A 22,631-nucleotide genomic window follows, 5' to 3' on the forward strand; every position below is an offset into this window, starting at 1 on the left:
CCCCGTCGTCGTCCCGTGGAGCGCCGATGTCCCTCCCACTGAACCAGCAACCGCATCAGCACCCGCACGACGGCCTCGACCGGCCGGCCCGGATCGACCGGCAGCCCCGGATCGACCGGCAGCCCCGGATCGATCGGCAGACCCGGCTCGAAGGCGCAGTGGTGGCGAGCACCGGCCTGCTGCTCGCCACCCAGCTGCCCACGGGCGCGTGGACCAATCCCCGCCCCGCCGCCGTCTCCGGCACCGCGGGCGCGGCCCTGGCCCTGCACCTGGCGGGCACCGGGGCCGACCGCGCCCTGGCGGAGGGCGGCTGCACCTGGCTGCTGCGGGCGCGCAACCCCGACGGCGGCTGGGGCACCCTGGAGGGCTTCCCCTCGGACGCCGTGGCCACCTGCATGGCCGCCGCCGCCCTGACACTGGTGCCCCGGCCGGACCCCGGCGACGGTGCGGCCCGCGAGGCGGTTTCCGGTGCGCTGGCCTGGCTCGGCGCCGCGGGGGGCGTCGAGGCCATTGCGGACCGCACGGTCCGGCAGCTGTGCTCGCTGGTCCTGGCCCTGGCGGGCCTCGGCACCGCCGGCGGGGTGTCGCGCGTCCCGGTCGAGCTCGTGCTCCTGCCGGCCGCGCTGCGCCGCAAGGTGCTGTCCTACCTGTCGCCGCCGTTCGTCGCGCTCGCCCTGCTGCAGTCCCGCTTCGGGGCCCCGGGCCCGCTCGCCCGCGGCGCGCTCGCGGTCGCGCGGCCGGCGGCCGTTCGGCTGCTGGGCGCGGTGCAGTACCAGGAGGGGGACGTCGGTTCGTACGGGGGCGACCCCTGGCTGACCGGCCTGGTCGTCACGGCCCTGGCGAGCACCGGCTCCGTCGCGTCGCCGGGTTCCGGAACGTCATCGGGTTCCGGCGCGTCGTCTGGTTCCGGCGCGTCGTCGGGTTCCGTCGCGGAACCGGACGGTGCGCGTCTTGTCGCGGCGGGTCTCGACTACCTGCGGGCCACCGTCCAGCCGGACGGCTCCTGGTGCATGATCCACGGGATGGAGACCGCCCGGGTCGAGGTCACCGGCCCGGCCTTCGCGGCCGCCGCCCTGGGCACGGCCGGCTTCGCGGACGACCCCCGGCTGGTCCGCACCAGGACCTGGCTGGCCGACTGCCAGCAGACCGCGCCGTTCCCGCTCTACGACTGCCCGCCCGGGGGCTGGACCTGGTCCGGGCCCAAGGGCTGGCCGAACGTCCTCGACTCCCTCGCCGTGCTGGAGGTGCTGCTGCAGGGCGACCGCGACGCCCCCGCGCTGCGCCGCGGCCTGGACTGGCTGCTCGCCCGGCAGGACCGGCGCGGCTCGTGGAGCACCTTCGTCCGCAACACCCTCGTCCCGTTGGACGGCCCTTGCCCGTACATCACGGCGAAGGCGCTGCTCGTGCTGCACGAGGCGGGCGTACCCGCGAGCGACCCTCGCTTGGTGCGCGGCCTGCGGTGGCTGCTGCGCCGGCAGGACCGGGACGGCGGCTTCCGGGCGCTGTGGCACCGGGGCGTCGTCCCGGCCACCGTCGCCGTGCTGCGGCTGCTGGCCGCGCTCGGCCGCTCGCGGAGCCCGGTCGCGCGGCGTGCCCTCGACCGCCTGCGGGCCGCGCAGCTCCCGGACGGCTCCTGGTCCACCGGCGACCGGGGAGAACCCGGCACGGTGGACGAGACCGCCCGCGCCGTCCTGGCCCTCGCGGCCTGCGGGGACGGTGCGGGGGCGGCGCGCGGCGCCGACTGGCTGCTGGAGCACCAGCGGCCGGACGGGAGCTGGGAGCCGGGCCGGACGTGTGTGTACATCCGCGACCACGTGCACTACAGCGACTTCCTGATGGCCCAGGGCCTGGCGCTGTCGGCACTCTCTGCGGTCTCGGCACCGGCGGCACCGGCGGACCCGTCCGACCCGTCCGACGCGTCCGAGGCGTCCGAGGCGTCCGAGGCGTCCGAGGCGTCGGCACCGGTGGCCGGTGCCGGGACGGGGGAGGTCCGATGAGCGGCGCGGTGGACGGGGGCCCGGACCGGGGCCCCTGGGACGCGATCGTCTGCGGCGCCGGAGTGGCCGGGCTGGCCACCGCCCGCGCCCTCGACCTCGCCGGGCTGCGGGTGCTCCTGCTGGAGAAGCAGCGGGTGCCTGTGCCGATCGCCAAGGGCGAGGTGCTGCAACCCAGTTCGGTCCGGATCCTGCGCGAGTGGGGCGTCATGCCGCTGCTGCTGCGGCGCGGCGCCGTCCCGCTCGGGCAGCTGATGATCCGCGACGCGGACGGCCGCCGTCTGATGCTCTTCGACTACCGGACGATGCCCGGCGAGGACCGCCGGCTGTTCTCCCTCGACTACCCGGAGATCCTCGCTGCCCTGCGGGAATCCCTGGGCGAACAGGTGGAGTGCTGGTCGGGCGCCCTGGTCGAAGGGCTGGTCCGCGACGGCGGCGGCCGGGTGTCTGGGGTGCGGGTCGTCCGGCAGGGCCGCGAGTGGGAGCTGACCGCACCGCTGGTGGTCGCCGCCGACGGACGCTCCTCGAAGCTGCGGCGCGACGCGGGCATCGGGACGACCTCCGCCGAGTACGGGCACCGGCTGCTGTCCTTCGACATCGACGGCGTCCCGGCGGCGGCACCCGAGGTGACGACCTATCTCACCGGCGAGGGGCTGCGGCTCGCCTACCCGCTGCCCGGCGCCCGGATGCGGCTCTACGCCCAGGTGCGCCCCGACGCGCTGCGCGGCACCGGCCCGGAACGGCAGGCGCGGCTGGAGGACTGGTGCCGCGAGCTGCTGGCGGGCACGCCCGCGCTGCGGCCGCTGGAGGAGCGGCTGCGCGCCAGCTTCGGCAGCCGGCAGCTGCTCAACCTGTGGCGGTTCACCGCCGACGTGCTGGCCGTCCCCGGACTCGCCCTGGTCGGCGAGGCGGCGCACTGCGTGCACCCGATGGCGGCCCAGGGCATGAACACCGCCATCGCCGACGCCGAGGCCCTGGCGGCGTGCCTGACCGGCCGGGGCTTCGCCGCCCGTGCGTCCACGGCCACCGCCACGGTCGACCGGGCGCTGGAGGCGTACGCGGCGCAGCGCGTGGACTGGGTGCGGCACATGGACCGGATGAGCCACGACGCGACCCGCATGATCACCCAGCTCTCCAGGCCCGGCCAGGCGCTCGGGCGCCGGGTCCTGCGCCGGATGGACGGCAACCCGCGGCTCCGCTACCAGGCCACCTACAACATGGCGGGGCTCGGGATCCGCCCGTTCACGGCGCTGGACCGGCTGCACCAGTTGGGCCTGCCGGACCCGCGTGCCCGGCGCGTGCCGGACTGGGCGTGACCGGGGTGAGGACCGGAGCGAGGACAGGGGCGAAGACCGACCAGGAAGGACGGGACAGAGGGATGGACCGATCACGCGGGGCCGAGGGCGCGGTCGAAGGCGCGGCGGACGAACGGGCGGAGCGAGCCACGGACCGGCCGCGCCGTCCCGCGGTGCGCCGTGCCGTCGTCCTGGGCGGTGGCTTCGCGGGCATGCTCACCGCTTCGGTGCTCGCCCGCCACGCGGAGAAGGTCGTCGTGGTCGACCGGGACCGGCTGCCCGCCGGTCCGGTCGCGCGGGCCGGTCTGCCCCAGGCCCGGCACGGACACCTGCTGATGGCTGCGGGGGCGGCGAGTCTGGAGGCGCTGCTGCCCGGGTTCACCGACTCCCTCACCGCCGCCGGGGCCCGCCGCCTCGCCCTGCCCGGTGACCTGGTGACGCTCACCCCGCACGGCTGGCTGCCCCGGACCGGCGAGGCCTCCCACGGTTGGTGCCTCGGTCGGGACCTCCTGGACTGGATCGTCCGCGCCCGGGTGCTCGCCGATCCCGCGGTCGAGCTCCTCCAGGGAGTCCACGGCGAGGGGCTGGTCGGCGACGCCCGCCGGGTGACCGGCGTACGGGTACGGGGCGGGGCGTGGCCGGACGGCCGTGAACTCGCCGCGGACCTGGTGGTGGACGCCACCGGGCGGGGCTCGCGGGCACCCGACTGGCTGGCGGGGCTCGGCCTGCCCGAGGTGGTGCAGGAGCGCGTCGACTGCGGGCTCGTCTACGCGACCCTGCTGGTCCGCGCGCCCGAGGCGGCGGCCGGCTTCCCCTCGGTGTCGATCCAGTCGGGACCGGGTGCCGGTCCCGGGCGGGCGGGCGTGGTCTTCCCGATCGAGGACGGCCGCTGGCTGGTCACCCTCTCCGCCACCCGTGGTGCGGAGGCGCCGCGCGACGAGGCCGGGTTCCACGCCTTCGCGCGCGCCCTGCCGCATCCGCTGATCGCGGACCTGCTGCCGCTCTGCGAACCGCTCGACCAGGTGCGCCGCTACGGCAACACCGCCGACCGCCGCCGTCGCTACGACCGGCTCCGGCGGTGGCCGGCGGGCTTCGCGGTGGTGGGGGACGCCGTCGCGCACACCAACCCCGCCTACGGGCACGGCCTGTCCGTCGCGGCGGCCGGCGTTCTGGCGCTCGCCCGGGCCCTGGAGCGCCGGGGCGCGGACGGCGGACGCGTCACCGCGGGCGTCCAGCGGGCCGTCCACCGGGCCACGCGGGCCGCCTGGAGCCTGGCCACCGGCCAGGACGTGCTGTACCCCGATGTCGCCGGGGCCCGGCCGACCCGGGGCGACCGGACGCGGGCCCGGCTGGGCGCGCGGCTCCAGGCCGTGGCGGTGCGCGCGGACGGCACCGGGGGAGACGCCGACGCCGTGCTCGGCACGCTGGTCCGGCTGGGCACGCTGGAGGGACGGCCTGCGGACCTGGCCCGCCCCGCCGCGGTGCGCGCGTTGCTGCGCGGCCCGTCCGCCGAGGTGCTTCCCGGCCGTGAACCGCCCCTCACGGAGGGCGAGCTGGCTCTGCTGGGTGAGGGTGCGCGTGGTCTGTACGACCGGTCGGGCGGTCGGGTGGTGTGAGGTGGTTCCGGCGTGGTGTGCCGGTCGGGGGACGCACGACGCCGCTGGTCACCTGGCCGTCCCTGTGGTGGGGGTGGTCGGGTGCAGCGGCGTTGTTGTGGTGCGCCCCGCATGGTGCGGGGGTGGGGTGTTACTTGGTGAGGCCGGCCTTGACGGAGCAGACGGGCCAGGCGCCGGGGCCCTGGGCGGCGAGGACCTTCTCGCCGATGGTGATCTGCTGGGCCTTGGTGGCCTGGTGGGCCTGGGGGGCGTAGGCGGTTCCGCCGAAGGCGGCCCAGGTGGAGCTGGTGAACTGGAGGCCGCCGTAGAAGCCGTTGCCGGAGTTGACGGCCCAGTTGCCGGTGGCCTCGCAGGCGGCGACCTTGTCCCAGACGCCGGCGGGGGCGGCGGAGGCGGCGTTGGCCGTGACGAGGCCGGCCACCGGCAGGGCGGTGAGGGCCCCGGCCATGAGTGCCATCCGGACGCGGTTGCGGCGCTTGGTGGTGGCGGTGGTGGCGGTGGCGGTCTCGTTACGGAAGGTCATGGGTTTCCTTTTCGGAAGGGGGTGGGGGCGTGCGGAACCAGGCCCTGGGGGCTTGTGGTTTCGCGGGGTTCGCACGGGGTGTTGCCGGTGAGCGGTGTGCTCGTTCGGTGCGATGCATTCGAAGTTACGGGGGTGGGGGTGGGGTTTCAAGGATTCGTAGGTTTAGCGAGGTCAGTGGGGGGTTACCGGGGGTATGGATCTTGATATTGGCCTGTTTTGAAGGCATATGTCCGCATTTTCAAGATCGAATACGGGCCGGAAGTGGTCCGGGCCACTCCGGGGGGCCTGTGAGGCCGGGCACACGGTCGACGCGCGGTGGCGGTCCCGTCGCGCCGGGTGCGGGAATCGGGGTGCCGGGCGGGGTGCGGCGGTGGCGTCGGGTGGCCCGGGCCACAGCCCTCACCCGCCGTGCCCCGTGCCGTCACCCACCGTGCGCGAAAACCCCCGGCGCGGGCGTGGTCAGACGTCCGAACGGCTGACCCGCGTGCTCCAGCGCCCGATGACGACCTTCACCGGCAGCAGGACCAGCCAGCCCCAGACGACCCGGGACCCGAGGAGGAAGCTCAGCGGCGCCGTGGCGGCGAAGACGACCACCGTCGCCCCGAGGTCCGCCAGATAGGCGTGGGCCTCCCGGTCGGGCAGCGGCGCCGCCCGGAGCCAGGGGCGCTTCCACACCACGAACAGCAGCGCGAACTGGGTGCTGCCGAGGGCCGCGACGGCCGCCGAGTAGATGGCCACGGCCGAGGGCTCGCTGGCGTACTCGGCGATGAGGGAGGTGGGGAAGGGGAGCAGCGCCGCGATCCCGAGGCCGAACAGCGTCAGCCGGATCACCAGGCCGTCCACCTGCCGGACGCCGAGGAACAGGCGGTGGTGGTCACGCCAGAAGGCCGCGAGGACGAGGAAGCTCAGGGCGTACGCGCCGACCTGGGGGAGGAGGTCGTGCAGCTGGCGGTGGAACTCGGCGGAGTCCAGGCCGTCCGGGAGCTTGATGTCGATGGCGAGCAGGGTGATCGCGATGGCGTAGACGCCGTCGGCCAGCGCGACCAGCCGTTCCGGCCGGCCGAGCAGGGGCTCCGGGGCTGTCGGGGTCGTCATCCTGCCGACCTTAGGGAGGGGAAGGCCGGGAGCGGCGCAGGTCCGACGGTGTGCCGGGCCGTGTCCCGCCCCCGGCCGCGTGTCCCGTCCCCGGCCGTGCGCCGTGCGCCGTACGCCGTGCGCCGTACGCCGTGCGTCCCGCGCCGTGCGCAGGGTCAGGAGCCGGCGGTGGCCGCCTGGAGGGTGGTCGCCATGATCGGGCTGGTGAAGGTGTTGGTCGCGTTCCCCGGGGACGGGTGGTACGAGCCCCACTTGAGGTAGTTGCGGTCACCGTCCCAGGTGGTGCCCTTGAAGGTGCCGGAGCCCGTGGTGAAGGTCTGCTTCACACCGTCGAACCAGAAGTCGATGGTGCCGTTGGTGCGGCCGAGCCGGATCTTCAGGGCGTAGGAGTGCCACTGGTTGTTGCTGGTCGGCGCGGTCCAGAGGGTGTGGGCGACGTGCTTGGTGTCCCACTCCTGGAGGCGGATGCGCCCGGTCGTCGCGTCGATCTCGATCGGGTGGTTCGCCGTGTCGGTGCTCGGCGAGCACTTGAGCTGGAAGACGTAGCGGCTGTTGGAGTCCTTGATGTTCAGCTTGGAGGACCAGCCGAGGTAGAAGGTGCTGCCCTCCTTGAGGTTCGGGCCGAGGGTCTCGCAGCGCTCCTCGCCGGCGGCCTGGAAGGCCCGCCACACGCTGCCCTTGGCCGGGTCCTTCACCACGCCGAACTTCCCCTCCGCGCACTGGACGCCGGCGAAGGAGGAGGGGCCCTTGCTGGTGCTGGGGGTCCACAGGACGGTGTCCGCCGCCGTGGCGGAGCTACCGGCGACGGCGGTGCCGCAGGTGATCGCGAACGCGCTGAGCGCCACGACACCGGCGGTGGTTCGATGGCGGTGTGCCGAAGAAGGCATGTCTCTCCTGGGCGGACGAGTTGTCGGAATCGGATGCCGACCGGGCGGTCGGCCCGGACGTACGTGCGAGGAGATTCGACCACCTGACGACCCGTTGGACCAGCCGGGCCGACCGGCCGTGGCCCTTTCGGGCAACGCCGCCGGTCGGCCCGCCCCGGCGGTCGGCCGGGGCGGGCGACCGGGGGAGGTCGGGCCGGGGAACGGCACGGGAACGGGGGAGGGCCGGCCAGGTCTCCCGCAGACGCGGGGAGGCGGCCGGCCACCGTGTCAGCCGGCCGGAATGCCCACGGCCAGCGTCAGTTCGAGGACCCGGTCCGGCGAGGCGAGGTCCGGGAAGAGCTCCCGCAGCTTCGTCATCCGGTAGCGGACGGTCTGCGGGTGGACGAACAGGGCTGCCGCCACTTCCTCGCGCCTGCCCTGGTGCAGCAGCCACGCCCGCAGCGTCTCCTCCAGCCGCCGTGCGGTCGCGACGGGCAACGGTCGCAGGGGTGCGAGGGCTCGCGTGCGCAGATCGGCGAACGCGTCCGCGTCCGCGCTCAGCACCAGTTCCGGCAGATGCTCCTCGGTGTCGCGGATGTCGGGGGACAGGGAGCGCGCGCGCACGGCCCGTGCGTAGGAGGCGGAGGCGCGGGTCCACGGCCGGGCCGGGCCGACCACGGCGACGCGGTCGGTGAGCTGCCGCAGGAGACGTGACCGGTCGGCGTCGGGGACGAGGAGCACTCCGGTGGCGTCCGGCAGGTCGTCGAGGACGAGGGTGCCCGGGGCGAGCGTGCGGTAGGCGGGCCGGGTCTGGGCGGCGGGGAGCAGCACCGCGGTCAGCGAGGTCGGAGGCTGCCAGCGGGCCCGCTGGGCGGAGGCCAGCAGGACGTCCTGGCTCGCGTCGGCGAGGAGGTCGCGGGCGAGCTGCTCCAGGTGGCGCTCCTGGGCCCGGCCCCGGGCGGCCAGCTCGTCGGCGTGCCCCGCGGCGCTCGCGGCGGAGAGTTCGTCGATGTAGGCGAAGGTCAGCTCGGCGAACTTGGCGACCTCGGCGGCGGGCAGGCCCGCGGGTACGGCACCCGCCGCCAGGCACCGCCAGGCCACCCGGGCACCGACGCGGTACGCGCTCAGCAGGGCGTCCATCGAACGGCCGTCGCGCACCTCGCCGCGGCCCAGTTCGTAGGCCGCGTCGCTTGCGTCGCCTCCCGTGGGGTTTCCGCTCGCCAGGTCCAGGTAGTGCCCCAGGGCGGTGCGGACGGCTCGGCGGATGGTGGTGCCCATGCGGCCGGAGAGGGCGTTGGCATAGGAGGGGACTTCGTCGATGATCGCCCGGACGACCTCCTCGGCGGTGGCCGTCAAGGCGGCCCTGAGGGCGGCGACCGTCGTCCCGTCCAGGGCCGGCTCGCCGGCCCTTCGGACTGCGTTGCTCATGCTCTTGTTCCCTGCGAACAAATCGGTGGACCGGATTCACGTTCTACGGTCAGGACTTTACGCCCGTATGCGCAGCAAGCTGGGCCCATGACGAGTACAGCCCTCCGCAGCCGGGCGTGGAAACTACTGGAGCTGGTCACGACGCCGTTGCTGCCGTCGGACTACCTCGACCTGGTCGGTCCGCTGCGCGCGGGCGCCGACCTGCGCGGGCGGATCGAGGCCGTGCACCCCGAGACGGAGGATGCCGCGACCGTGGTGATCAGGCCCGGTCGCGGCTGGCGCGGCCACCGGGCCGGCCAGTACGTGCGCGTCGGGGTCGACGTCGACGGAGTCCGTCTGTGGCGGTCCTACTCCATCACCTCGCCGACGGACCGCAAGGACGGCCGCATCACGATCACCGTGAAGGCGGTGCCGGGCGGCAAGGTCAGCAACCACCTGGTCCACCGGGTGGCACCGGGCACCCTGATCCGGCTCGACCAGCCCGCCGGTGACTTCGTACTGCCGCCGGCCAGGCCCGCCAAGGTGCTCTTCCTGACGGCCGGCAGCGGCATCACGCCCGTGATGGGCATGCTGCGGGACGCCGGGTTCGACGACGTCGCCATGATCCACTGCGCGCCCCGGCCGCAGGACGTGATCTTCCGCGACGAGCTGCGCGAGCTGGCCGCGGCCAAGAACCTGCGCCTCACCGAAGTGCACACCGGCACGGACGGCCGGCTCGACCTCGTCCGCCTCGACGAGCTGGTGCCCGACTGGGCCGAGCGCGAGACCTGGGCGTGCGGGCCCTCGGGCCTGCTCGACGCCGTGGAGGAGCACTGGACCGGGCACGGCGTCCTCGGGCTCCTGCGCACCGAACGCTTCCGGCCCGCGGTGCTCGCCACCGGTGACGGCGGGACGGTCACCTTCAGCGCCACCGGCAGGACCGTCGAGGCGGACGGCGCCACGCCGCTGCTGGAGATCGGTGAGGAGGCCGGGGTGCTCATGCCCTCCGGCTGCCGGATGGGCATCTGCTTCGGTTGCGTCACGCCGCTCAAGGCGGGCGCCGTCCGCGACCTGCGCACCGGTGCGATCACCGAGGCCGAGCCGGGCGTCCTCGTCCAGACCTGCGTGTCCGCCGCTGCGGGCCCCTGCGACATCGAACGGTAGGAGCACCATGACTGCCATCGACCCCGCCACCCGCCTGACGGCGGAGCAGATCGAGGAGCTGGGCCGCGAGCTGGACGCGATCCGCGACGAGGTGATCGCCGGCCGCGGCGAGAAGGACGCCGCCTACATCCGCAAGGTCGTCTCCGCGCAGCGCAAGCTCGAAGTGGCCAGCAGGGCCGTGCTGCTGTTCTCGATCTTCCCGCCCGCGTGGCTGATCGGCACCGCCGGTCTGTCGGTCGCGAAGATCATGGAGAACATGGAGATCGGCCACAACGTCCTGCACGGCCAGTGGGACTGGATGCGTGACCCGAAGATCCACTCCACCACCTGGGAGTGGGACCACGTCTCGCCCTCCGACCAGTGGAAGCACTCCCACAACGAGCTGCACCACACGTACACCAACGTGATCGGCAAGGACAACGACCTCGGCTACGGCATCATGCGCGTCGACGAGGACCAGAAGTGGTACCCGTTCCATCTCGGCCAGCCGCTGTGGAACCTCGTCAACGCCTGCTTCTTCGAGTACGGCATCGCGGCCTACGACCTGGAGCTCGGCAAGAACCTCCGCAAGCGCCGCCGCAAGGACCCGGAGTTCCGCGCACGGGTCAGGGCGGTGGGCCGCAAGATCCGCAGGCAGATGCTCAAGGACTACGTGATCCACCCGCTGCTGTCGGGCCCGTCCTTCCTCACCACGCTCGCCGCCACCTTCACCGCCAACCTGGTCCGCAACCTCTGGACCCACTCGGTGATCATGTGCGGGCACTTCCCCGAGGGCGTCCAGGTCTTCCAGCGACGGTCGATCGAGGGGGAGACGCGCGGCCAGTGGTACCTGCGCCAGATGATGGGATCGGCGAACATCAGCGGCAGCAGGGCCATGCACTTCATGACCGGCAACCTGTCGCACCAGATCGAGCACCACCTCTTCCCGGACCTGCCGAGCAACCGGTACGCCGAGGTCGCGGTGAAGGTGCGCGCGCTGTTCGAGAAGTACGAGCTGGAGTACGTCACCGGACCGCTGCCCAAGCAGGTGTTCTCCGCGTGGCGCAAGGTCGTCCGGCTCTCACTGCCGAACCGGCGGCCCGCGGCCGGGACGCCGGACCGCGAGCGGGAACTCGCCGCCGCCTGACGCGCGTGGCCGGCCGGCCGTCGGCAGCGCGGAGCGGGCGCGCCGTGAGGATGTGTGGGACCGGTGCACGGCCCGGCGGGGGAAGGCGTCCGAGCGTGCGGCGATCGCGGACCGGCACGGGGCGGGCCTGGCCCGTCCGGGTGACACGGGTAGTCCGGCCGGGGCGGACCGGCTCCGGTCAGGGGACGGCCCACAACCGGACAGTCCGGTCGTGGCTCGCGGTCACCACGGTGCGGCCGTCCGGGCCGAAATCCACCGCCTCGATTCCGTCGGTGTGACCCAGGAGGACCGCCGTCGTGCGGCCGGTGGCAGCCCTCCACAGCCGGACCGTCCCGTCCTCGGCGCCGCTGGCGACCGTCTGTCCGTCAGGGCCGAACACCACGCCCCTGACGGCTCCCCGGTGGCCGTCGAGGGTCGCGACGGCACGGCCGGTGGCGGTGTCCCACAACCGGACCGCCCTGTCGGTGCTGCCCGTCGCCAGGGTCCGTCCGTCCGGGTTGAACGCCAACGAGGTGACTTCCTGAGGGTGCCGGAGGATCGCGGTGGCGCCGCCAGGGGCAACGTCCCACAGCCGCACGGTCCGGCCCCTGCTCGCGATGGCGAGGGTCTTCCCGTCGGGGCTGAAGGCCACGTCCTCGATCCGGGGGAAGCGGGTGCTGCACGAGGCGCACCGGCGGAGCGTGGGCACCTCCCACAGGCCGACGTCGCCCTCGCCGTCCCCGACGGCGAGCATCCGCCCGTCGGGGCTGAACGCTGCCACGGCATCACCGAGGCGGTCGATGAAGCCGATCCGCTCCCCGCCGGGCACCTTCCGCAGCGTCGTTCCGTGGTGCCTGCTCACCACCGCGAGCATCCGCCCGTCGGGGCTGAACGCCACCGAGGTGACCACATCGGCGCCGAAGCCGACGGTCCCGATGCCCCGGCAGGTCGCGACTTCCCACAGCCGAACGGTTCCGTCCTCGCCCGCGCTGGCGACCGTCCCTCCGTCCGGGCTGAAGGCCACTGCCCGTACGGACGCGGTGTGTCCCCCGAGCAGCCTGGACGACCGCACCTGCGCAGGGTCGTCCCTGTCGGCCGGGGCCGCGATCCGGATGCCGAGCCTGCGGTTCCAGGGCGGCTGCACCGCCGAAGGGCCGGGCGCCTCCGGTTCCCCCTTCCGCTGATTGCTGGCCGCCAGCACGATCCGCCCGTCGACCACCCGGGGCGCCGCGAACGGACCCTGCCCCACCACCGTGCGCAGTGCGCTCCTCGGGCGCTCGACCACGGGGCGGACCTGCGTCCCAGGTGCCGCCGGCTCGGGGACGGGAGCCGACACCTCCGGTTCGGCCCGTACGGTCTGCTCCACCGGGGCGTCCGGGGCGTCCGGGGCGTCCGGGGCGTCCGGGACGTCCGGGACGCCCGGGGCGTCCGGGGCCGTCGGTACGTCGAGTACCGTCGGCGTCGGGCCGGGGCCCGGCGTGGTGCTACCGGCGCCGGACGGCTTCCGCCGCGGGCGGGGCGGTGCGGGGTGTGGTTCCCAGGGGTCCCGCACCGGCATCGGCGCCGGCGTGATGCAGGCCGTCAAGGCAGCGAACGCCGGTCCGGCGGCGGTCCGGTGGGCGGGAACCTTGGTGAGAAGGCCCTCCAGTACGGCGGCCAACGGGCCGGCATGGCGGGCGGGACGGGGCGGCTCGGTGAGGACGGCCACGCAGAGGACGGCGTACGTGCTCCCGTTGAAGGGCCGCTCGCCTTCCAACGCGGTGTAGAGCGTCACTCCGAGCGCCCAGAGGTCGCTTGCGGGGGAGGCGGGTCGGCCCCTGAGCTGTTCCGGGGCCATGTAGGCGGGAGTGCCGGGCGTCCCTCCGCTGTAGGTCTCCACCGTGCCGCCGTTCAGGACGCGGGCGATGCCGAAGTCGGTGAGGACCACCCGGCGGCCCGCCAGCAGGATGTTGTCGGGTTTGACGTCGCGGTGCACGATGCCCACCCGGTGGGCGGCGACCAGCGCGTTCAGGACGGCGACGCCGATCTCGGCGACCCGCGGCACCGGGAGCCGTCCGTGGGCGCGGATCTCCGCGGCCAGGGACCGTCCGGCGACGAACTCCATGACGATGAACAGCGCGCCCCGGTGCTCGATCACGTCGTGGACGGTCACGACCTCGGGACGGTTCAGCGCGGCCGCCGCACGTGCTTCCCGCATCACGCGCCGCAGCAGCCTCTTCCGCTGCGCCCCGTCCGGTTCCGAGTCGAACAGGATCTCCTTGACGGCCACGTCGCGGCGCAGGAGTTCGTCCTGCCCCCGCCACACCCGACCCATCCCACCTCGGCCGACGGTTTCCACCAACCGGAACCGGCCTCCGACGAGCTCACCGCTCTCTGCTGCCACGACCGAACAGAACAGTGCTCCGGCCGACAACGTTCACCGGGTCGCTGGTGAGGGGGCCGCCCGTTCGTCGGACGGTCTTCTCTGCGGAATCCGGTCAGTCGCGCTTGCTGTCGCTGTCGTCGTAGTCGGTGGTGCCCCCGTCCAGGAGCGGCGTTTCGGTCGGCTGCTTCATGTGGGCCGGTGCCATCACCCGCAGCGCGTGGTACCCCGTCAGCACGATGATCGTGCCGAGCGCGATCCCGGACAGCTCGAAGTTGTCGGTGAACTTGAGCGTCACGTTGCCGATGCCCACGATGACGCCGGCCGCGACGGGGACGAGGTGGAGCGGGTTGGTGAGGTCGACCCGGTTGTGCACCCAGATCTGCGCGCCCAGCAGGCCGATCATCCCGTACAGCACGACGGTGATCCCGCCCAGCACCCCGCCCGGGATCGCCGCGATCACCGCACCGAACTTCGGGCACAGCCCGAACAGGATCGCGAACCCGGCCGCGCACCAGTACGCCGCCGTCGAGTAGACCCGGGTCGCCGCCATCACGCCGATGTTCTCCGCGTACGTCGTCGTCGCCGGACCGCCCACCGCCGTCGACAGCACCGTCGCCGCGCCGTCCGCCATGATCGCGGTGCCCATCCGGTCGTCCAGCGGCTCCCCCGTCATCTCTCCCACGGCCTTCACATGCCCGGCGTTCTCCGCGATCAGCGCCACCACCACCGGCAGCGCCACCAGCACCGCCGACAGCGAGAAGCTCGGCGCGTGCAGCGACGGGAACCCGAGCCACTCCGCCTTCCCCACCCCCGACAGGTCCAGCCGCCAGTGCTCCACCGTCTGCCCAGCGCCGTTCGCCGAGTCGATCCGCCCGAAGACCCGGTCGAACAGCCACGACACCGCGTACCCGAACACCAGCCCCAGGAAGATCGCGATCCGCGACCAGAACCCCCGCAGCACCACCAGCGCCAACCCCGTGAACGCCATCGTCAGCAGCGCCGTCCACTGGTCCTGCGGCCAGTACGTCCCCGCCGCCACCGGCGCCAGGTTGAACCCGATCAGCATCACCACCGCACCCGTGACCACCGGCGGCAGCACCGCATGGATCACCTTCCCGCCCAACGCCTGCACCACCGCGCCGCAGGCCGCCAGCACCGCACCCACCACCAGCAACGCCCCCGTCAGCGTCGCCGCGTCCCCACCCTGCGTTTTGATGACCGCCGCCACCCCCACGAACGACAGGCTCGACCCCAGGTACGACGGAATCCGACCCCCCGTCACCAACAGGAAGAACACCGTCGCCACACCCGACAGCATCACCGCGAGGTTCGGATCCAGCCCCATGAGCACGGGAGCCACGAAAGTGGCCCCGAACATGGCCACCACGTGCTGCGCCCCGAGCCCGACCGTCCGCCCCCAGGACAGGCGCTCGTCCGGCCGCACCACCACCCCGGGCCGCGGCGCGCGTCCGTCCCCGTGCAGCTTCCACCCGAACCCGACCTTCATACCGCTCCTCGCCCGTCGCCGACGCCTGCCGGCACCGTCGGATCCCTACGTACGATCAACCAGGGTCTGATCATGCATCGGCCGGAGCCGCGAACACGCCGTTGGTGCCCGGAAAGGGTGACGGCGGCCGTGACGAACCTGCGGACCACGCCATCGGGCGTTCATACGGCGATCCGATTACCAAGATCCACCTGGCCGGTGACGTCCGGGTCGCCGTCAGCGTTCGTCGTGACAGCCGGACGGGCCGGCGACGTACCCAATACGACCGCCATGACAGCGATCCACGTCTCCCGTGCGGGCGCCGGACGACCGCGCACCAGGCCCGGCGCGGCGATCGCGGACCGTACGTACCCGGCCCGCGCGATCTGCTTCCACCTGCGGGAACGCCACATCCGCGCGGTGGCCCCCAGCCGGTGGTTCCCGTCCGCGACCGGCTTCGGCGCTCCACGCGCAGGCTGCCCGCCCGGCTTCGACACCCGGCCCACAAGGAACGGAATCCGGTCGAGCGATGCATCGGCCGCCCGAAGCGGTGGCACGGTCCGGCCGCGCGCACCGACGAACCAGCCAACGCCCGCCGGGCCGCACTCCACCGCGGCGCCGTCCTCGGGGCGGACGCCGTCGGCGTCCATGCCGAGCTCGCGCCGGGATTGTCACTGACCCGGACGGCGATCTCGCTCAGCTCGCCCTCGTCCGGCAGGCCCTCTTCGACGCCGGACTGATACCCCTCATGATCGCCCCGACCGGGGGGCGAACCGACCGGCGAGGGCGTCGACCCGGTCGCCGTCCAGCGGACTTCGCCACCGCCCGCTCGACCGAGTTCGACGCGATCCTCCTCGCCGGGACCCCGGGCCCCGCCGTCGACGCCGCCGGAGGCCGCGACGCAAATGCAGGTGCCCCCGGCGGCGCCGCACACCGGGTCCGGGACCGCTTCCCCCCGCCCCCCGAGACCGCCCGCTGACCGGAACCCGAAGGGCGTTCCTCGCGTGTCACAGGGGGGCGCCGCAAACACGCCGCCGACCGGTGGCTATCGCGGTACACAGCGGCTGGTGGTACGACTCCACCGCCACCGCCACCGCCACCGCCACCGCCGACACGGCCCGGCTCACCCTGATTCGGCGGCTCAGCGCGCTGTCGTGGCGGTCGCATGCGCCTTCCGTAATGGGGTACACGCTCGGCATGCTCACTCTCGGGGTTGAAGAGGAATACCTCCTGCTCGACCCGGCCACCGGCCTCCCGGTGGCCCGCGCCGCCCAGGTCCGTGAGGCCGCCCGCCTCCAACCCGCCCTGGAGCGCGGCGAGGTCCAGCGAGAACTGCTCCAGGCACAACTGGAGGTCGCCACTCCCATCTGCCACGACCTGGAGGAAGCCGGCGGGCACCTGCTGCGGATGCGCCTGGCCCTCGGCGAGGCCGCCCGGCAACAGGGCTGCCGCCTGGCCGCGTGCGGCGCGGCGCCGTTCACCGATCGTCTGCCGGTACCCGTCACGGACACCGCCCGCTACCGCGCCATGCACGCCGACACCCGGCTGCTCACCGACCAGCAGCTGATCACAGGCATGCACGTCCACCTCGGCATCACCGACCGCGGCGCGGGCGTCACCGTGATGAACGGATTGCGTCCGTGGCTGCCGTTGCTGATCGCGCTCGCGGCGAACTCACCGCTGTGGCAGAACACGGACACCGGATTCGCGAGCTGGCGTACCGTCGTCTTCGGCCGCTGGCCCGTCAGCGGGCCGCCGCCTTCCTTCCGCGACGCCGACGCCTACGACCGCCGCACCCGGGCCCTGGTCGGGGGCGGTCTGATCCGCGATACCGGCCAGATCTACTGGCACATCCGGCTGTCCGAGAACTTCCCCACCGTGGAGATCCGCGCGATGGACGTCCAACTGCGTCCGGACGAAGCGGTGATGCTCGCCGGCGTCGTACGGGCCCTGGCCACCCGAGCTCTCAACGATGCAGACGCCCAGCACGGAATGCCGCCCGTCGAGCAGGAGATGCTCGCGGCCGCCGTGTGGCACAGCGCCCGGCACGGCTGCACGAGCGCGGTGTTCGATCCGCTCTCGGGCCGCCTGGCCGATGTCGGCGATGCGGTGGCCGCCCTGCTGGAGCACATCGACCCTGTGATCAAGACCAGCGCGGACCGCCGGCACGTCGTGCCCGTGCTGGAGCGCCTGCTCCGGGACGGCAATGGTGCCGCCCGCCAGCTGCGCCGACTGCGTGCCGCGGGCCGCGACGGTCTCGTAGCGGTGATCACCGATCAGACCACCGGCGTCTGACGGTCGACCCGCCACGAAAGCGAGTTCGACAGGCATTACGCGGCAGCCCGGGAGGCGGGTGCATTACGCGGCAGCCCCGGGAGGCGGGTTCGCGGGATCAGCAGGCCGTGGCCGCGCGAGGAGCCGGTCGCCGGCGCGCTCCGTCCGGCCGGCGGTACGCTCCTCACAGCCCGTCACCTTCCTCTGCCCGGCGGTTCGCCCCGCGGCTGCGGTGGCTTGTGTCGCAGAAGGGGTAGCGACGGCTCCGCCGGCAGGTGCACAGAGCGGTCACCGGGCGGTCGGCCCGGACGGACCGCCCGTCGGGCAGAACGATCTCCACCGGGCCGTCGACCAGGACCGGGCCGTCGCCGGTCAGCCGCAGCCGGGACACCGGCAGCTCCTCAGGTCCGGACACCGCGCACCACCACCAAGGTCTCCTCGCGCTCACCGGGGGCGATCAGCCGCTGTTCCTCGAACCAGTCGGCCCGCGCCGACATCACCGGCCCGAACCTCTGTGTCCGGGCCGCCACCAGGCCCGCCCGCAACCCCGCCCGGCGCAGCGCGGCGAGGGTGGCCTGCGGGTCGGCGAGCGAGGACTGCACGATCAGCAGCACACCACCGGGGGTCAGCAGGCGGGGTGCTTGCCGACAGATTCGGTCCAGCAGCAGCCGACCGGTCGGGCCGGCGTCCCAGGCCCGCGCGATCCCACGCCTGGGCGGGCCTGGGAGCACCGAGGGGACATACGGCGGGTTGGAAACGATGAACTCGAAGCTGCGCCCGGCGACCGGGGTGGTCAGGTCGCCGTGGCGGAGCTTGAGGTGCAGATGGCGCATCCGGGCGTTCAGCCAGGTGGTGGCCAGCGCGAGTCGGGAGAGGTCGACGGCGGTCACCGCCGCGCCGAGCTCGGCGGCAGCCAGTGCGACGGCTCCGGTGCCGGTGCCGAGGTCCAGCAGCCGGATGCCGGGCGCCGGCCGTTCGCGGCGCAGCGCTTCGATCAGCAGCGCGGTGTCGCCCTGTGCCGGGTACACACCAGGGGGTTTGAGGAGAAGCATGGTGGTGCGTGTGCCCGGTTGGTCTGCTCCGATTCCTGACATCACGCGGCGCCTTCCGCCGGAGGGCAATCGGGCAAAGCGGTGAGCAAGGAGCTGCGCTCCTGCTGCCAGCAGCCGAGCAGGTGCGCCCCGAACCTTGCTTCCACGGCCGTGGTGGCGGCGATGCCGAAGGCGATGTCGGGGCCGAGTGAGGGGTCGTCCCTGACCAGGGGCGTGATGACGGTGCGGCGGACCAGCTGCTCGTGGACGGCGTCGGCCAGTACGTGTTCGCGGTAGAACAGGGTGCCCGCCGGGGAGGCGCCCAGGCGTTCGAGTGCTGCGGCGAGGCGGGCGGCGCCGGGCGACGAGGTGATCTCGACCGTGGCGAACTGGCCGACGAGTGCGCCGCGCAGCGAGCGGTGCAGGCCGAACAGCGACATCAGGTTGACCATCGCGATGGCGGGGGCGGGGACGGCGTCGAGGTAGTGGCCGTAGCCCGGGTTCAGGTCGAGGTCGGCCATCATTTCGGCGAACAGCTGTGCATGGGCGCGCTCGGGGTGGCCTGCGCCGTACTCGTCGTACTGGACCGTGACGAGCGCGGCCTTGGCGGGGTGTGGCAGGCGCGGCACCACCCACATCTGCGGGTCGGCCTCCTTGAGGTGGTAGAGCGAGCGGTGCGCCAGGTACTCGCGGGCCTGCCAGCGCTCGCCGTGGTCGAGAAGGTGGTGGGAGGGGCCGGTGCCGCCGGTGTCGTCCGCCAGGAGGCCGGCCAGCGCCCGGGCAAGCGGCGGCGGGTCGCCGGTCTCCTGGCGCAGGGCGGTGAGGAACGCGTGCTCCAGCGTGGACCGCAGGGCCAGTAGCGACGGGTGCCACTCCCAGTCGGGATCGACGTCGGTGAAGCCCTGGTAGTGCAGCTCGTAGCAGGTGTAGAGGGCGAGTTGGGCGTCCTCGCCCCAGGGATCGCCGACCGGCCCGTGGGCGATCGCGGTGGCGGGATCGAAGGCGGTGCGCAGAGCGGTGAGGAGCGCGGTGCTGATCGGCCCGCGCGGGCACGGCAGCGCGGGCGGCACGCCGGTGGCGGCGCGCGGGGCGAGGCCGGTGGCAGAGGTGGGAGTCACGTTGTCTCCTCAGGTGCCGGGTGGAGTTCCAGGACGCGGCACTTCGGGCCGCCGCCGCCCTTGAGCAGCTCGGGCAGGTGTACCCCGACGGGGACGAAGCCGTCGTCGTGCAGTTGTACGGCGAGGCCGTGGGCGGCGTCGGTGAGCAGGACGTGGCGGCCGTCGCTGATCGCGTTGAGCCCGAGCACGGCGGCGTCCTGGTCGGTGGCCAGGATCGCGCGGGGGAAGAGCGCGTACAGGGTGCGGTTGCTCTCGGGAGTGAAGGCCGCCGGGTAGTACATGATCTGGTCCTCGCTGAGCACGGCCAGGGCGGTGTCCAGGTGGTAGAAGCGCGGATCGGTGAGCTGCAGGCTGACAACGCGTCGGCCGAGGGCCGCTCCGGCCTCCCGGTGCGCGGCAGGGCTGGTCCGCAGGCCCGAGCCGGCGAGGACCAGGCCGCCGACCGGGAGGAAGTCGCCCTGGTCCTCGTTCGGCAGCCGGGCGACCGTCGGCCGGTACCCGGCCCGCTGGAACCAGGCGTGGTGGGCGGCCGCCTCCGGGGCCCGTTCGGGGTGCCGGAAACGGGCGACGAGTACCCGGCCGTCCACCACCGAAGCGCCGTTCGCGGCGAACACCATGTCGGGCAGCCGCGGCCGGGGCTGGAGTGTCTCGACCCCGTGTCCGAGCCGGCGCAGGGTGTCGCGGAGCCCCTGCCACTGCCGCAGCGCGGCCCCGGCGTCCACCGGGCGTCTCGGGTCCATCCACGGATTGATCGCGTATTCGACCGCGAAGTAGGTCTGCGGGCAGACCAGGAAGCGCCGACGGGTCGCGGTCCGGGACTGGACTGTCGTGGTCATCTGCTGCTCCCGGGGTCGGAGGTTCACAGGGCGGAGAGGATCTGGGCCGCGTCCGGCGCCGTTCCGGGCGCGAGGAAGGAGTCGACCCGGACAGGCCAGGAGTCTCCCCGGCCGTACGGGGTGCGGGCGCCCCACGGGTCGGCGGCAGGTCCGCTCCTGATCTCCACGCTCACCTTCGCGAGAGGTCACGGCCCAGAACGCGCCTACCCGGCGCCCCAGCGGCCACACACCACCCGCTCGCCCCGGCGGTCTCCGCCACGAAGGCCCGAGCTCGGTACTTGTGGCCCGGTCGGATCGTGCGGGGAGCCCGGACCTCCAGCTCGACCCACACCAGCTTGCCGCAGCCTGCGGGCCTGTATCCCCAGGCCGAAGCGACCCGCTGGATGATGAACAGTCCGTGCCCGTGCGGAACCTCGGGCCGGTGCGGGCGCGGGCGCGGCGGATCAGGGCTCGGGTCGGTCACCGTGATCCGCAGGACCCGGCCGTCCAGGTCGAGGTCCAAGCTTTCGGGGCCGGGGGTGTGTTGGGTGGCGTTGGCGAGGAGTTCGGCGGCGGCCAGGAGAGCGTCGGTGGTCAGGGGCTCGGCGCCCGGATGCCAGTCGGACAAGGCCTGCCGCAGGGCGTCGATGCCCAGGGCGCAGGAGTCGCCGGGCCGGAAGCCCAGGCGGCGGTGGCGGGCGGTGGTGGCCGAGTTGGTCACGGTGAGATCCCGGTGCTCTTGATCGGGTGAGCCGACTGGGCGCCTGCCCGCGCCTGGTGCGGCTACTCCCGATTTCCGTCGCCGTCGGGACCGGCGGCGGGGGTGTGAGCGTGGGCGGCCTGGTCGGCGGTGAACGCGCACACCGCCACCGTCCCCACCCGGGACACGCTGACCTTCAACACCGAAGCCGCGGGTTGGCGGTGTGTCCGGTGACGGTGACGGGCAGGGCGCTGTCCGGACCGGTGCGGACTGGCCTGCCCGGGCACCACGCGCGGGCCCGGGAAGGGCAGGCCGGCAACGGCGCCGTCGGCAGCGACTGACCGGTCTCGCCGAGCGCCCGTGCAGCCGAGAGCATGCGCCCGCTGTCCGCAGCACCGGAGCGGCGGCACCGGTGCCGCCGCTCCGCTGCTGCGGGAGTCGTTGTCAGCCTCCGGGGGTGATGCGGCCGCGCCAGCCGCCTTCCTCGGCACCGTGGTCCTCGATGAAGGACTTGAAGCGCCGCAGGTCGCCCTTGACCCGGCGGTCGACCATGCCCATCGCGTCGGCGGCCCTCTCCGCGACGCCGTCGGGCTCGAAGTCGATGGCCAGGCGGACTGTCGTGCGCTGGTCGTTCAGGCGCTCGAACGTCACGACGCCCATCTGCTGGACCTCGCCGCCGGTGGTGCGCCAGGCGATCTTCTGGTCCGGTAGCTGGTCGACGATCTCGGTGTCGAATTCGCGCGTCACCCTGGCGACCTTGGTCGTCCAGTGGTTGTGGCGGTCGTCGAGCTGGGTGACCTGCTTGACGCCCTCCATGAAGCGGGGGAAGTCCTCGAACTGCGTCCACTGGTTGTAGGCGGTGCTCAGCGGGACGTCCACGTCGATCTGTTCCTGCACCATGCTCATCGGATCCTCCGTCGCTCGGTCATCGGACTTCCACTCCTTTCGCCCGCGTCCGTGCTCTGCGCTCGGGACGTGCCCGGAGCCGCCTGAACGGACGGGAGCGGTCAGCCGGGCCAGGTTCCTGTCAGGCGGCGGGTGCCGACCGCGCCGCCTCGGTCGACCGCGGCCTTGACGAGGGCGAAGACCGCCCCTTGCAGGGCGGCGGCGGTCAGCACCTCATTCCATCCGCGGTCCTGGTCGGTGGCCCGGGGCGCCTCGTCCTCGTGGCCGAGGAGCGCCCACAGTCGCTTGAAGGCGGCGCCGGCGAGGACCCCTCCGAGGGCACCGAACAGCAGCCCGAGCGGTTTGTAGAGGATTTTGACCATGGTGGCCTCCGGGTTCGTGCCCACCGTGTGTCGGCGGGTGCTGTGCGCCTGTCCGAGAACGGCCCGGTCAACCGCTCCGGCGCGGACCGGCCCCGGCTGCGCCGACCCGCCGCCAGCCGCAAGGCCACTCGCAAGCCCTGATCCCGATCTCCGGTGAGCAGGCGCGTTCGATGAAGAGACGCTCCTATCGGCCGAGGGCGTGTTCGAGCTGCTTCCTGGTCATCTTCGAGCGGCCGTGGATGCCTCGTTGCCTGGCCTCGTTGTAGAGCTGCTCCTTGGTCGGTCCCTGCGCGCCGCTGTGGGAGCGCTGCCCACCCCGCTCGGAGGACGACATGTCTTTCACCGAGCTCCGGCTGGCGGTCTTCGACTCCCCGTGCTGGGCCCTCTCCTTGTTCACGGTGCGGGCGGCGATCTCCTTGGCCCGCTTTTCGCTCGCACCGCGCTCCAGTTCACTGTCCTTGATGTGCTCGTACTGCCGCTCCCGCTTGGGGCTCGATCCTCGAGGCATG

Annotated in this window: 22 protein-coding genes; 6 read left to right on the forward strand and 16 right to left on the reverse strand. The window is 73.4% G+C overall.

Annotation, left to right across the window (positions count from 1 at the left end; all coding sequences use genetic code 11):
• Window positions 1–26: 26 nt before the first annotated feature.
• From OG715_RS40515 to OG715_RS40525, 3 genes are all read left to right on the forward strand, one after another.
• Window positions 27–1,997 (forward strand): prenyltransferase/squalene oxidase repeat-containing protein, encoded by a 1,971-nt coding sequence (locus tag OG715_RS40515; protein WP_266272184.1) that lies wholly within the window; start codon window positions 27–29, stop codon window positions 1,995–1,997.
• Window positions 1,994–3,310, forward strand: a complete 1,317-nt coding sequence (locus OG715_RS40520; RefSeq protein WP_266272183.1) for an FAD-dependent oxidoreductase — start codon at window positions 1,994–1,996, stop codon at window positions 3,308–3,310. Before OG715_RS40515 ends, OG715_RS40520 begins: the two co-directional genes overlap by 4 nt.
• Window positions 3,311–3,372: 62 nt before the next feature.
• Window positions 3,373–4,905 carry an NAD(P)/FAD-dependent oxidoreductase gene (locus OG715_RS40525; protein ID WP_266272182.1) on the forward strand — a complete coding sequence of 511 codons (1,533 nt, stop codon included), beginning with the start codon at window positions 3,373–3,375 and terminating at the stop codon, window positions 4,903–4,905.
• Between the two features lie 130 nt (window positions 4,906–5,035).
• Here OG715_RS40525 and OG715_RS40530 read toward each other — a convergent pair whose 3' ends face one another.
• From OG715_RS40530 to OG715_RS40545, 4 genes are all read right to left on the reverse strand, one after another.
• Window positions 5,036–5,428: a transglycosylase family protein gene (locus OG715_RS40530; RefSeq protein WP_323182189.1), complete on the reverse strand. Its 393-nt coding sequence runs from the start codon at window positions 5,426–5,428 to the stop codon at window positions 5,036–5,038.
• Between the two features lie 459 nt (window positions 5,429–5,887).
• On the reverse strand, window positions 5,888–6,523 hold the full coding sequence (locus tag OG715_RS40535; protein WP_266272181.1) for a TMEM175 family protein: 636 nt from the start codon (window positions 6,521–6,523) through the stop codon (window positions 5,888–5,890).
• Window positions 6,524–6,678: 155 nt separating this feature from the next.
• The gene (locus OG715_RS40540) at window positions 6,679–7,410 is read right to left on the reverse strand and encodes a heparin lyase I family protein (protein WP_266272180.1); all 732 of its coding nucleotides are present in this window, start codon (window positions 7,408–7,410) and stop codon (window positions 6,679–6,681) included.
• Between the two features lie 267 nt (window positions 7,411–7,677).
• Complete coding sequence (locus tag OG715_RS40545) at window positions 7,678–8,817, reverse strand: PucR family transcriptional regulator (protein WP_266272179.1); 1,140 nt, start codon at window positions 8,815–8,817, stop codon at window positions 7,678–7,680.
• Between the two features lie 87 nt (window positions 8,818–8,904).
• On the opposite strand from OG715_RS40545, the gene OG715_RS40550 reads away from it, so the two are divergent.
• Together OG715_RS40550 and OG715_RS40555 are read left to right on the forward strand one after the other, a co-directional pair.
• On the forward strand, window positions 8,905–9,960 hold the full coding sequence (locus OG715_RS40550; RefSeq protein ID WP_266272178.1) for a ferredoxin reductase: 1,056 nt from the start codon (window positions 8,905–8,907) through the stop codon (window positions 9,958–9,960).
• Window positions 9,961–9,967: 7 nt separating this feature from the next.
• Window positions 9,968–11,086, forward strand: coding sequence for a fatty acid desaturase family protein (locus tag OG715_RS40555; RefSeq protein WP_266272177.1), 1,119 nt, complete (start codon window positions 9,968–9,970; stop codon window positions 11,084–11,086).
• Window positions 11,087–11,264: 178 nt separating this feature from the next.
• Here the strand turns inward: OG715_RS40555 and OG715_RS40560 are convergent, their stop codons facing one another.
• The 3 genes from OG715_RS40560 to OG715_RS40570 form a co-directional block, all read right to left on the reverse strand.
• The gene (locus OG715_RS40560; protein WP_327064187.1) at window positions 11,265–13,448 is read right to left on the reverse strand and encodes a WD40 repeat domain-containing serine/threonine protein kinase; all 2,184 of its coding nucleotides are present in this window, start codon (window positions 13,446–13,448) and stop codon (window positions 11,265–11,267) included.
• Between the two features lie 94 nt (window positions 13,449–13,542).
• Window positions 13,543–14,937 carry a uracil-xanthine permease family protein gene (locus tag OG715_RS40565; protein ID WP_266272176.1) on the reverse strand — a complete coding sequence of 465 codons (1,395 nt, stop codon included), beginning with the start codon at window positions 14,935–14,937 and terminating at the stop codon, window positions 13,543–13,545.
• 161 nt (window positions 14,938–15,098) lie between these two features.
• Window positions 15,099–15,566 carry a hypothetical protein gene (locus OG715_RS40570; RefSeq protein WP_266272175.1) on the reverse strand — a complete coding sequence of 156 codons (468 nt, stop codon included), beginning with the start codon at window positions 15,564–15,566 and terminating at the stop codon, window positions 15,099–15,101.
• Window positions 15,567–15,957: 391 nt separating this feature from the next.
• On the opposite strand from OG715_RS40570, the gene OG715_RS40575 reads away from it, so the two are divergent.
• On the forward strand, window positions 15,958–17,211 hold the full coding sequence (locus OG715_RS40575; RefSeq protein ID WP_323182188.1) for a carboxylate-amine ligase: 1,254 nt from the start codon (window positions 15,958–15,960) through the stop codon (window positions 17,209–17,211).
• Between the two features lie 163 nt (window positions 17,212–17,374).
• Here OG715_RS40575 and OG715_RS40580 read toward each other — a convergent pair whose 3' ends face one another.
• The 9 genes from OG715_RS40580 to OG715_RS40620 all read right to left on the reverse strand — a co-directional run bounded on the left by OG715_RS40580 (window position 17,375) and on the right by OG715_RS40620 (window position 22,630).
• Window positions 17,375–17,605 carry a CDGSH iron-sulfur domain-containing protein gene (locus OG715_RS40580; protein ID WP_266272174.1) on the reverse strand — a complete coding sequence of 77 codons (231 nt, stop codon included), beginning with the start codon at window positions 17,603–17,605 and terminating at the stop codon, window positions 17,375–17,377.
• Entirely contained in the window at window positions 17,592–18,218 is a 627-nt protein-coding gene (locus OG715_RS40585) for a HemK2/MTQ2 family protein methyltransferase (protein WP_323182187.1), read from the reverse strand. Before OG715_RS40585 ends, OG715_RS40580 begins: the two co-directional genes overlap by 14 nt.
• Before the next feature lie 65 nt (window positions 18,219–18,283).
• A complete protein-coding gene (locus tag OG715_RS40590; RefSeq protein WP_266272172.1) occupies window positions 18,284–19,339 on the reverse strand; it encodes an iron-containing redox enzyme family protein in 1,056 nt (351 codons plus the stop codon).
• Complete coding sequence (ddaH, locus tag OG715_RS40595; protein ID WP_266272170.1) at window positions 19,336–20,175, reverse strand: dimethylargininase; 840 nt, start codon at window positions 20,173–20,175, stop codon at window positions 19,336–19,338. Before ddaH ends, OG715_RS40590 begins: the two co-directional genes overlap by 4 nt.
• Before the next feature lie 23 nt (window positions 20,176–20,198).
• A complete protein-coding gene (locus OG715_RS40600; RefSeq protein ID WP_266272169.1) occupies window positions 20,199–20,342 on the reverse strand; it encodes a hypothetical protein in 144 nt (47 codons plus the stop codon).
• Between the two features lie 2 nt (window positions 20,343–20,344).
• Window positions 20,345–20,875, reverse strand: a complete 531-nt coding sequence (locus OG715_RS40605) for an ATP-binding protein (RefSeq protein WP_266272168.1) — start codon at window positions 20,873–20,875, stop codon at window positions 20,345–20,347.
• Window positions 20,876–21,298: 423 nt separating this feature from the next.
• The gene (locus OG715_RS40610) at window positions 21,299–21,760 is read right to left on the reverse strand and encodes an SRPBCC family protein (protein ID WP_266272167.1); all 462 of its coding nucleotides are present in this window, start codon (window positions 21,758–21,760) and stop codon (window positions 21,299–21,301) included.
• Between the two features lie 101 nt (window positions 21,761–21,861).
• Window positions 21,862–22,122, reverse strand: coding sequence for a DUF4235 domain-containing protein (locus OG715_RS40615; RefSeq protein ID WP_266272166.1), 261 nt, complete (start codon window positions 22,120–22,122; stop codon window positions 21,862–21,864).
• A 184-nt stretch (window positions 22,123–22,306) separates the two neighbouring features.
• Window positions 22,307–22,630 (reverse strand): plasmid stabilization protein, encoded by a 324-nt coding sequence (locus OG715_RS40620; protein WP_266272165.1) that lies wholly within the window; start codon window positions 22,628–22,630, stop codon window positions 22,307–22,309.
• Between the last annotated feature and the right edge of the window lies 1 nt (window position 22,631).

The organism is Kitasatospora purpeofusca (genome assembly GCF_036010405.1).
Taxonomy (GTDB): Bacteria; Actinomycetota; Actinomycetes; order Streptomycetales; family Streptomycetaceae; genus Kitasatospora; species Kitasatospora purpeofusca.

What these genes read in the sequence shown, in the direction of transcription:
- OG715_RS40565 (WP_266272176.1), bottom strand. Translation starts at nt 14,937, where the DNA reads ATGAAGGTCGGGTTCGGGTGGAAGCTGCACGGGGACGGACGCGCGCCG.
- OG715_RS40550 (WP_266272178.1), top strand. Translation starts at nt 8,905, where the DNA reads ATGACGAGTACAGCCCTCCGCAGCCGGGCGTGGAAACTACTGGAGCTG.
- OG715_RS40620 (WP_266272165.1), bottom strand. Translation starts at nt 22,630, where the DNA reads ATGCCTCGAGGATCGAGCCCCAAGCGGGAGCGGCAGTACGAGCACATC.
- OG715_RS40535 (WP_266272181.1), bottom strand. Translation starts at nt 6,523, where the DNA reads ATGACGACCCCGACAGCCCCGGAGCCCCTGCTCGGCCGGCCGGAACGG.
- OG715_RS40610 (WP_266272167.1), bottom strand. Translation starts at nt 21,760, where the DNA reads ATGAGCATGGTGCAGGAACAGATCGACGTGGACGTCCCGCTGAGCACC.
- OG715_RS40515 (WP_266272184.1), top strand. Translation starts at nt 27, where the DNA reads ATGTCCCTCCCACTGAACCAGCAACCGCATCAGCACCCGCACGACGGC.
- OG715_RS40555 (WP_266272177.1), top strand. Translation starts at nt 9,968, where the DNA reads ATGACTGCCATCGACCCCGCCACCCGCCTGACGGCGGAGCAGATCGAG.
- OG715_RS40530 (WP_323182189.1), bottom strand. Translation starts at nt 5,428, where the DNA reads ATGACCTTCCGTAACGAGACCGCCACCGCCACCACCGCCACCACCAAG.
- OG715_RS40570 (WP_266272175.1), bottom strand. Translation starts at nt 15,566, where the DNA reads ATGGACGCCGACGGCGTCCGCCCCGAGGACGGCGCCGCGGTGGAGTGC.
- OG715_RS40520 (WP_266272183.1), top strand. Translation starts at nt 1,994, where the DNA reads ATGAGCGGCGCGGTGGACGGGGGCCCGGACCGGGGCCCCTGGGACGCG.
- OG715_RS40615 (WP_266272166.1), bottom strand. Translation starts at nt 22,122, where the DNA reads ATGGTCAAAATCCTCTACAAACCGCTCGGGCTGCTGTTCGGTGCCCTC.
- OG715_RS40525 (WP_266272182.1), top strand. Translation starts at nt 3,373, where the DNA reads ATGGACCGATCACGCGGGGCCGAGGGCGCGGTCGAAGGCGCGGCGGAC.
- ddaH (WP_266272170.1), bottom strand. Translation starts at nt 20,175, where the DNA reads ATGACCACGACAGTCCAGTCCCGGACCGCGACCCGTCGGCGCTTCCTG.
- OG715_RS40545 (WP_266272179.1), bottom strand. Translation starts at nt 8,817, where the DNA reads ATGAGCAACGCAGTCCGAAGGGCCGGCGAGCCGGCCCTGGACGGGACG.
- OG715_RS40540 (WP_266272180.1), bottom strand. Translation starts at nt 7,410, where the DNA reads ATGCCTTCTTCGGCACACCGCCATCGAACCACCGCCGGTGTCGTGGCG.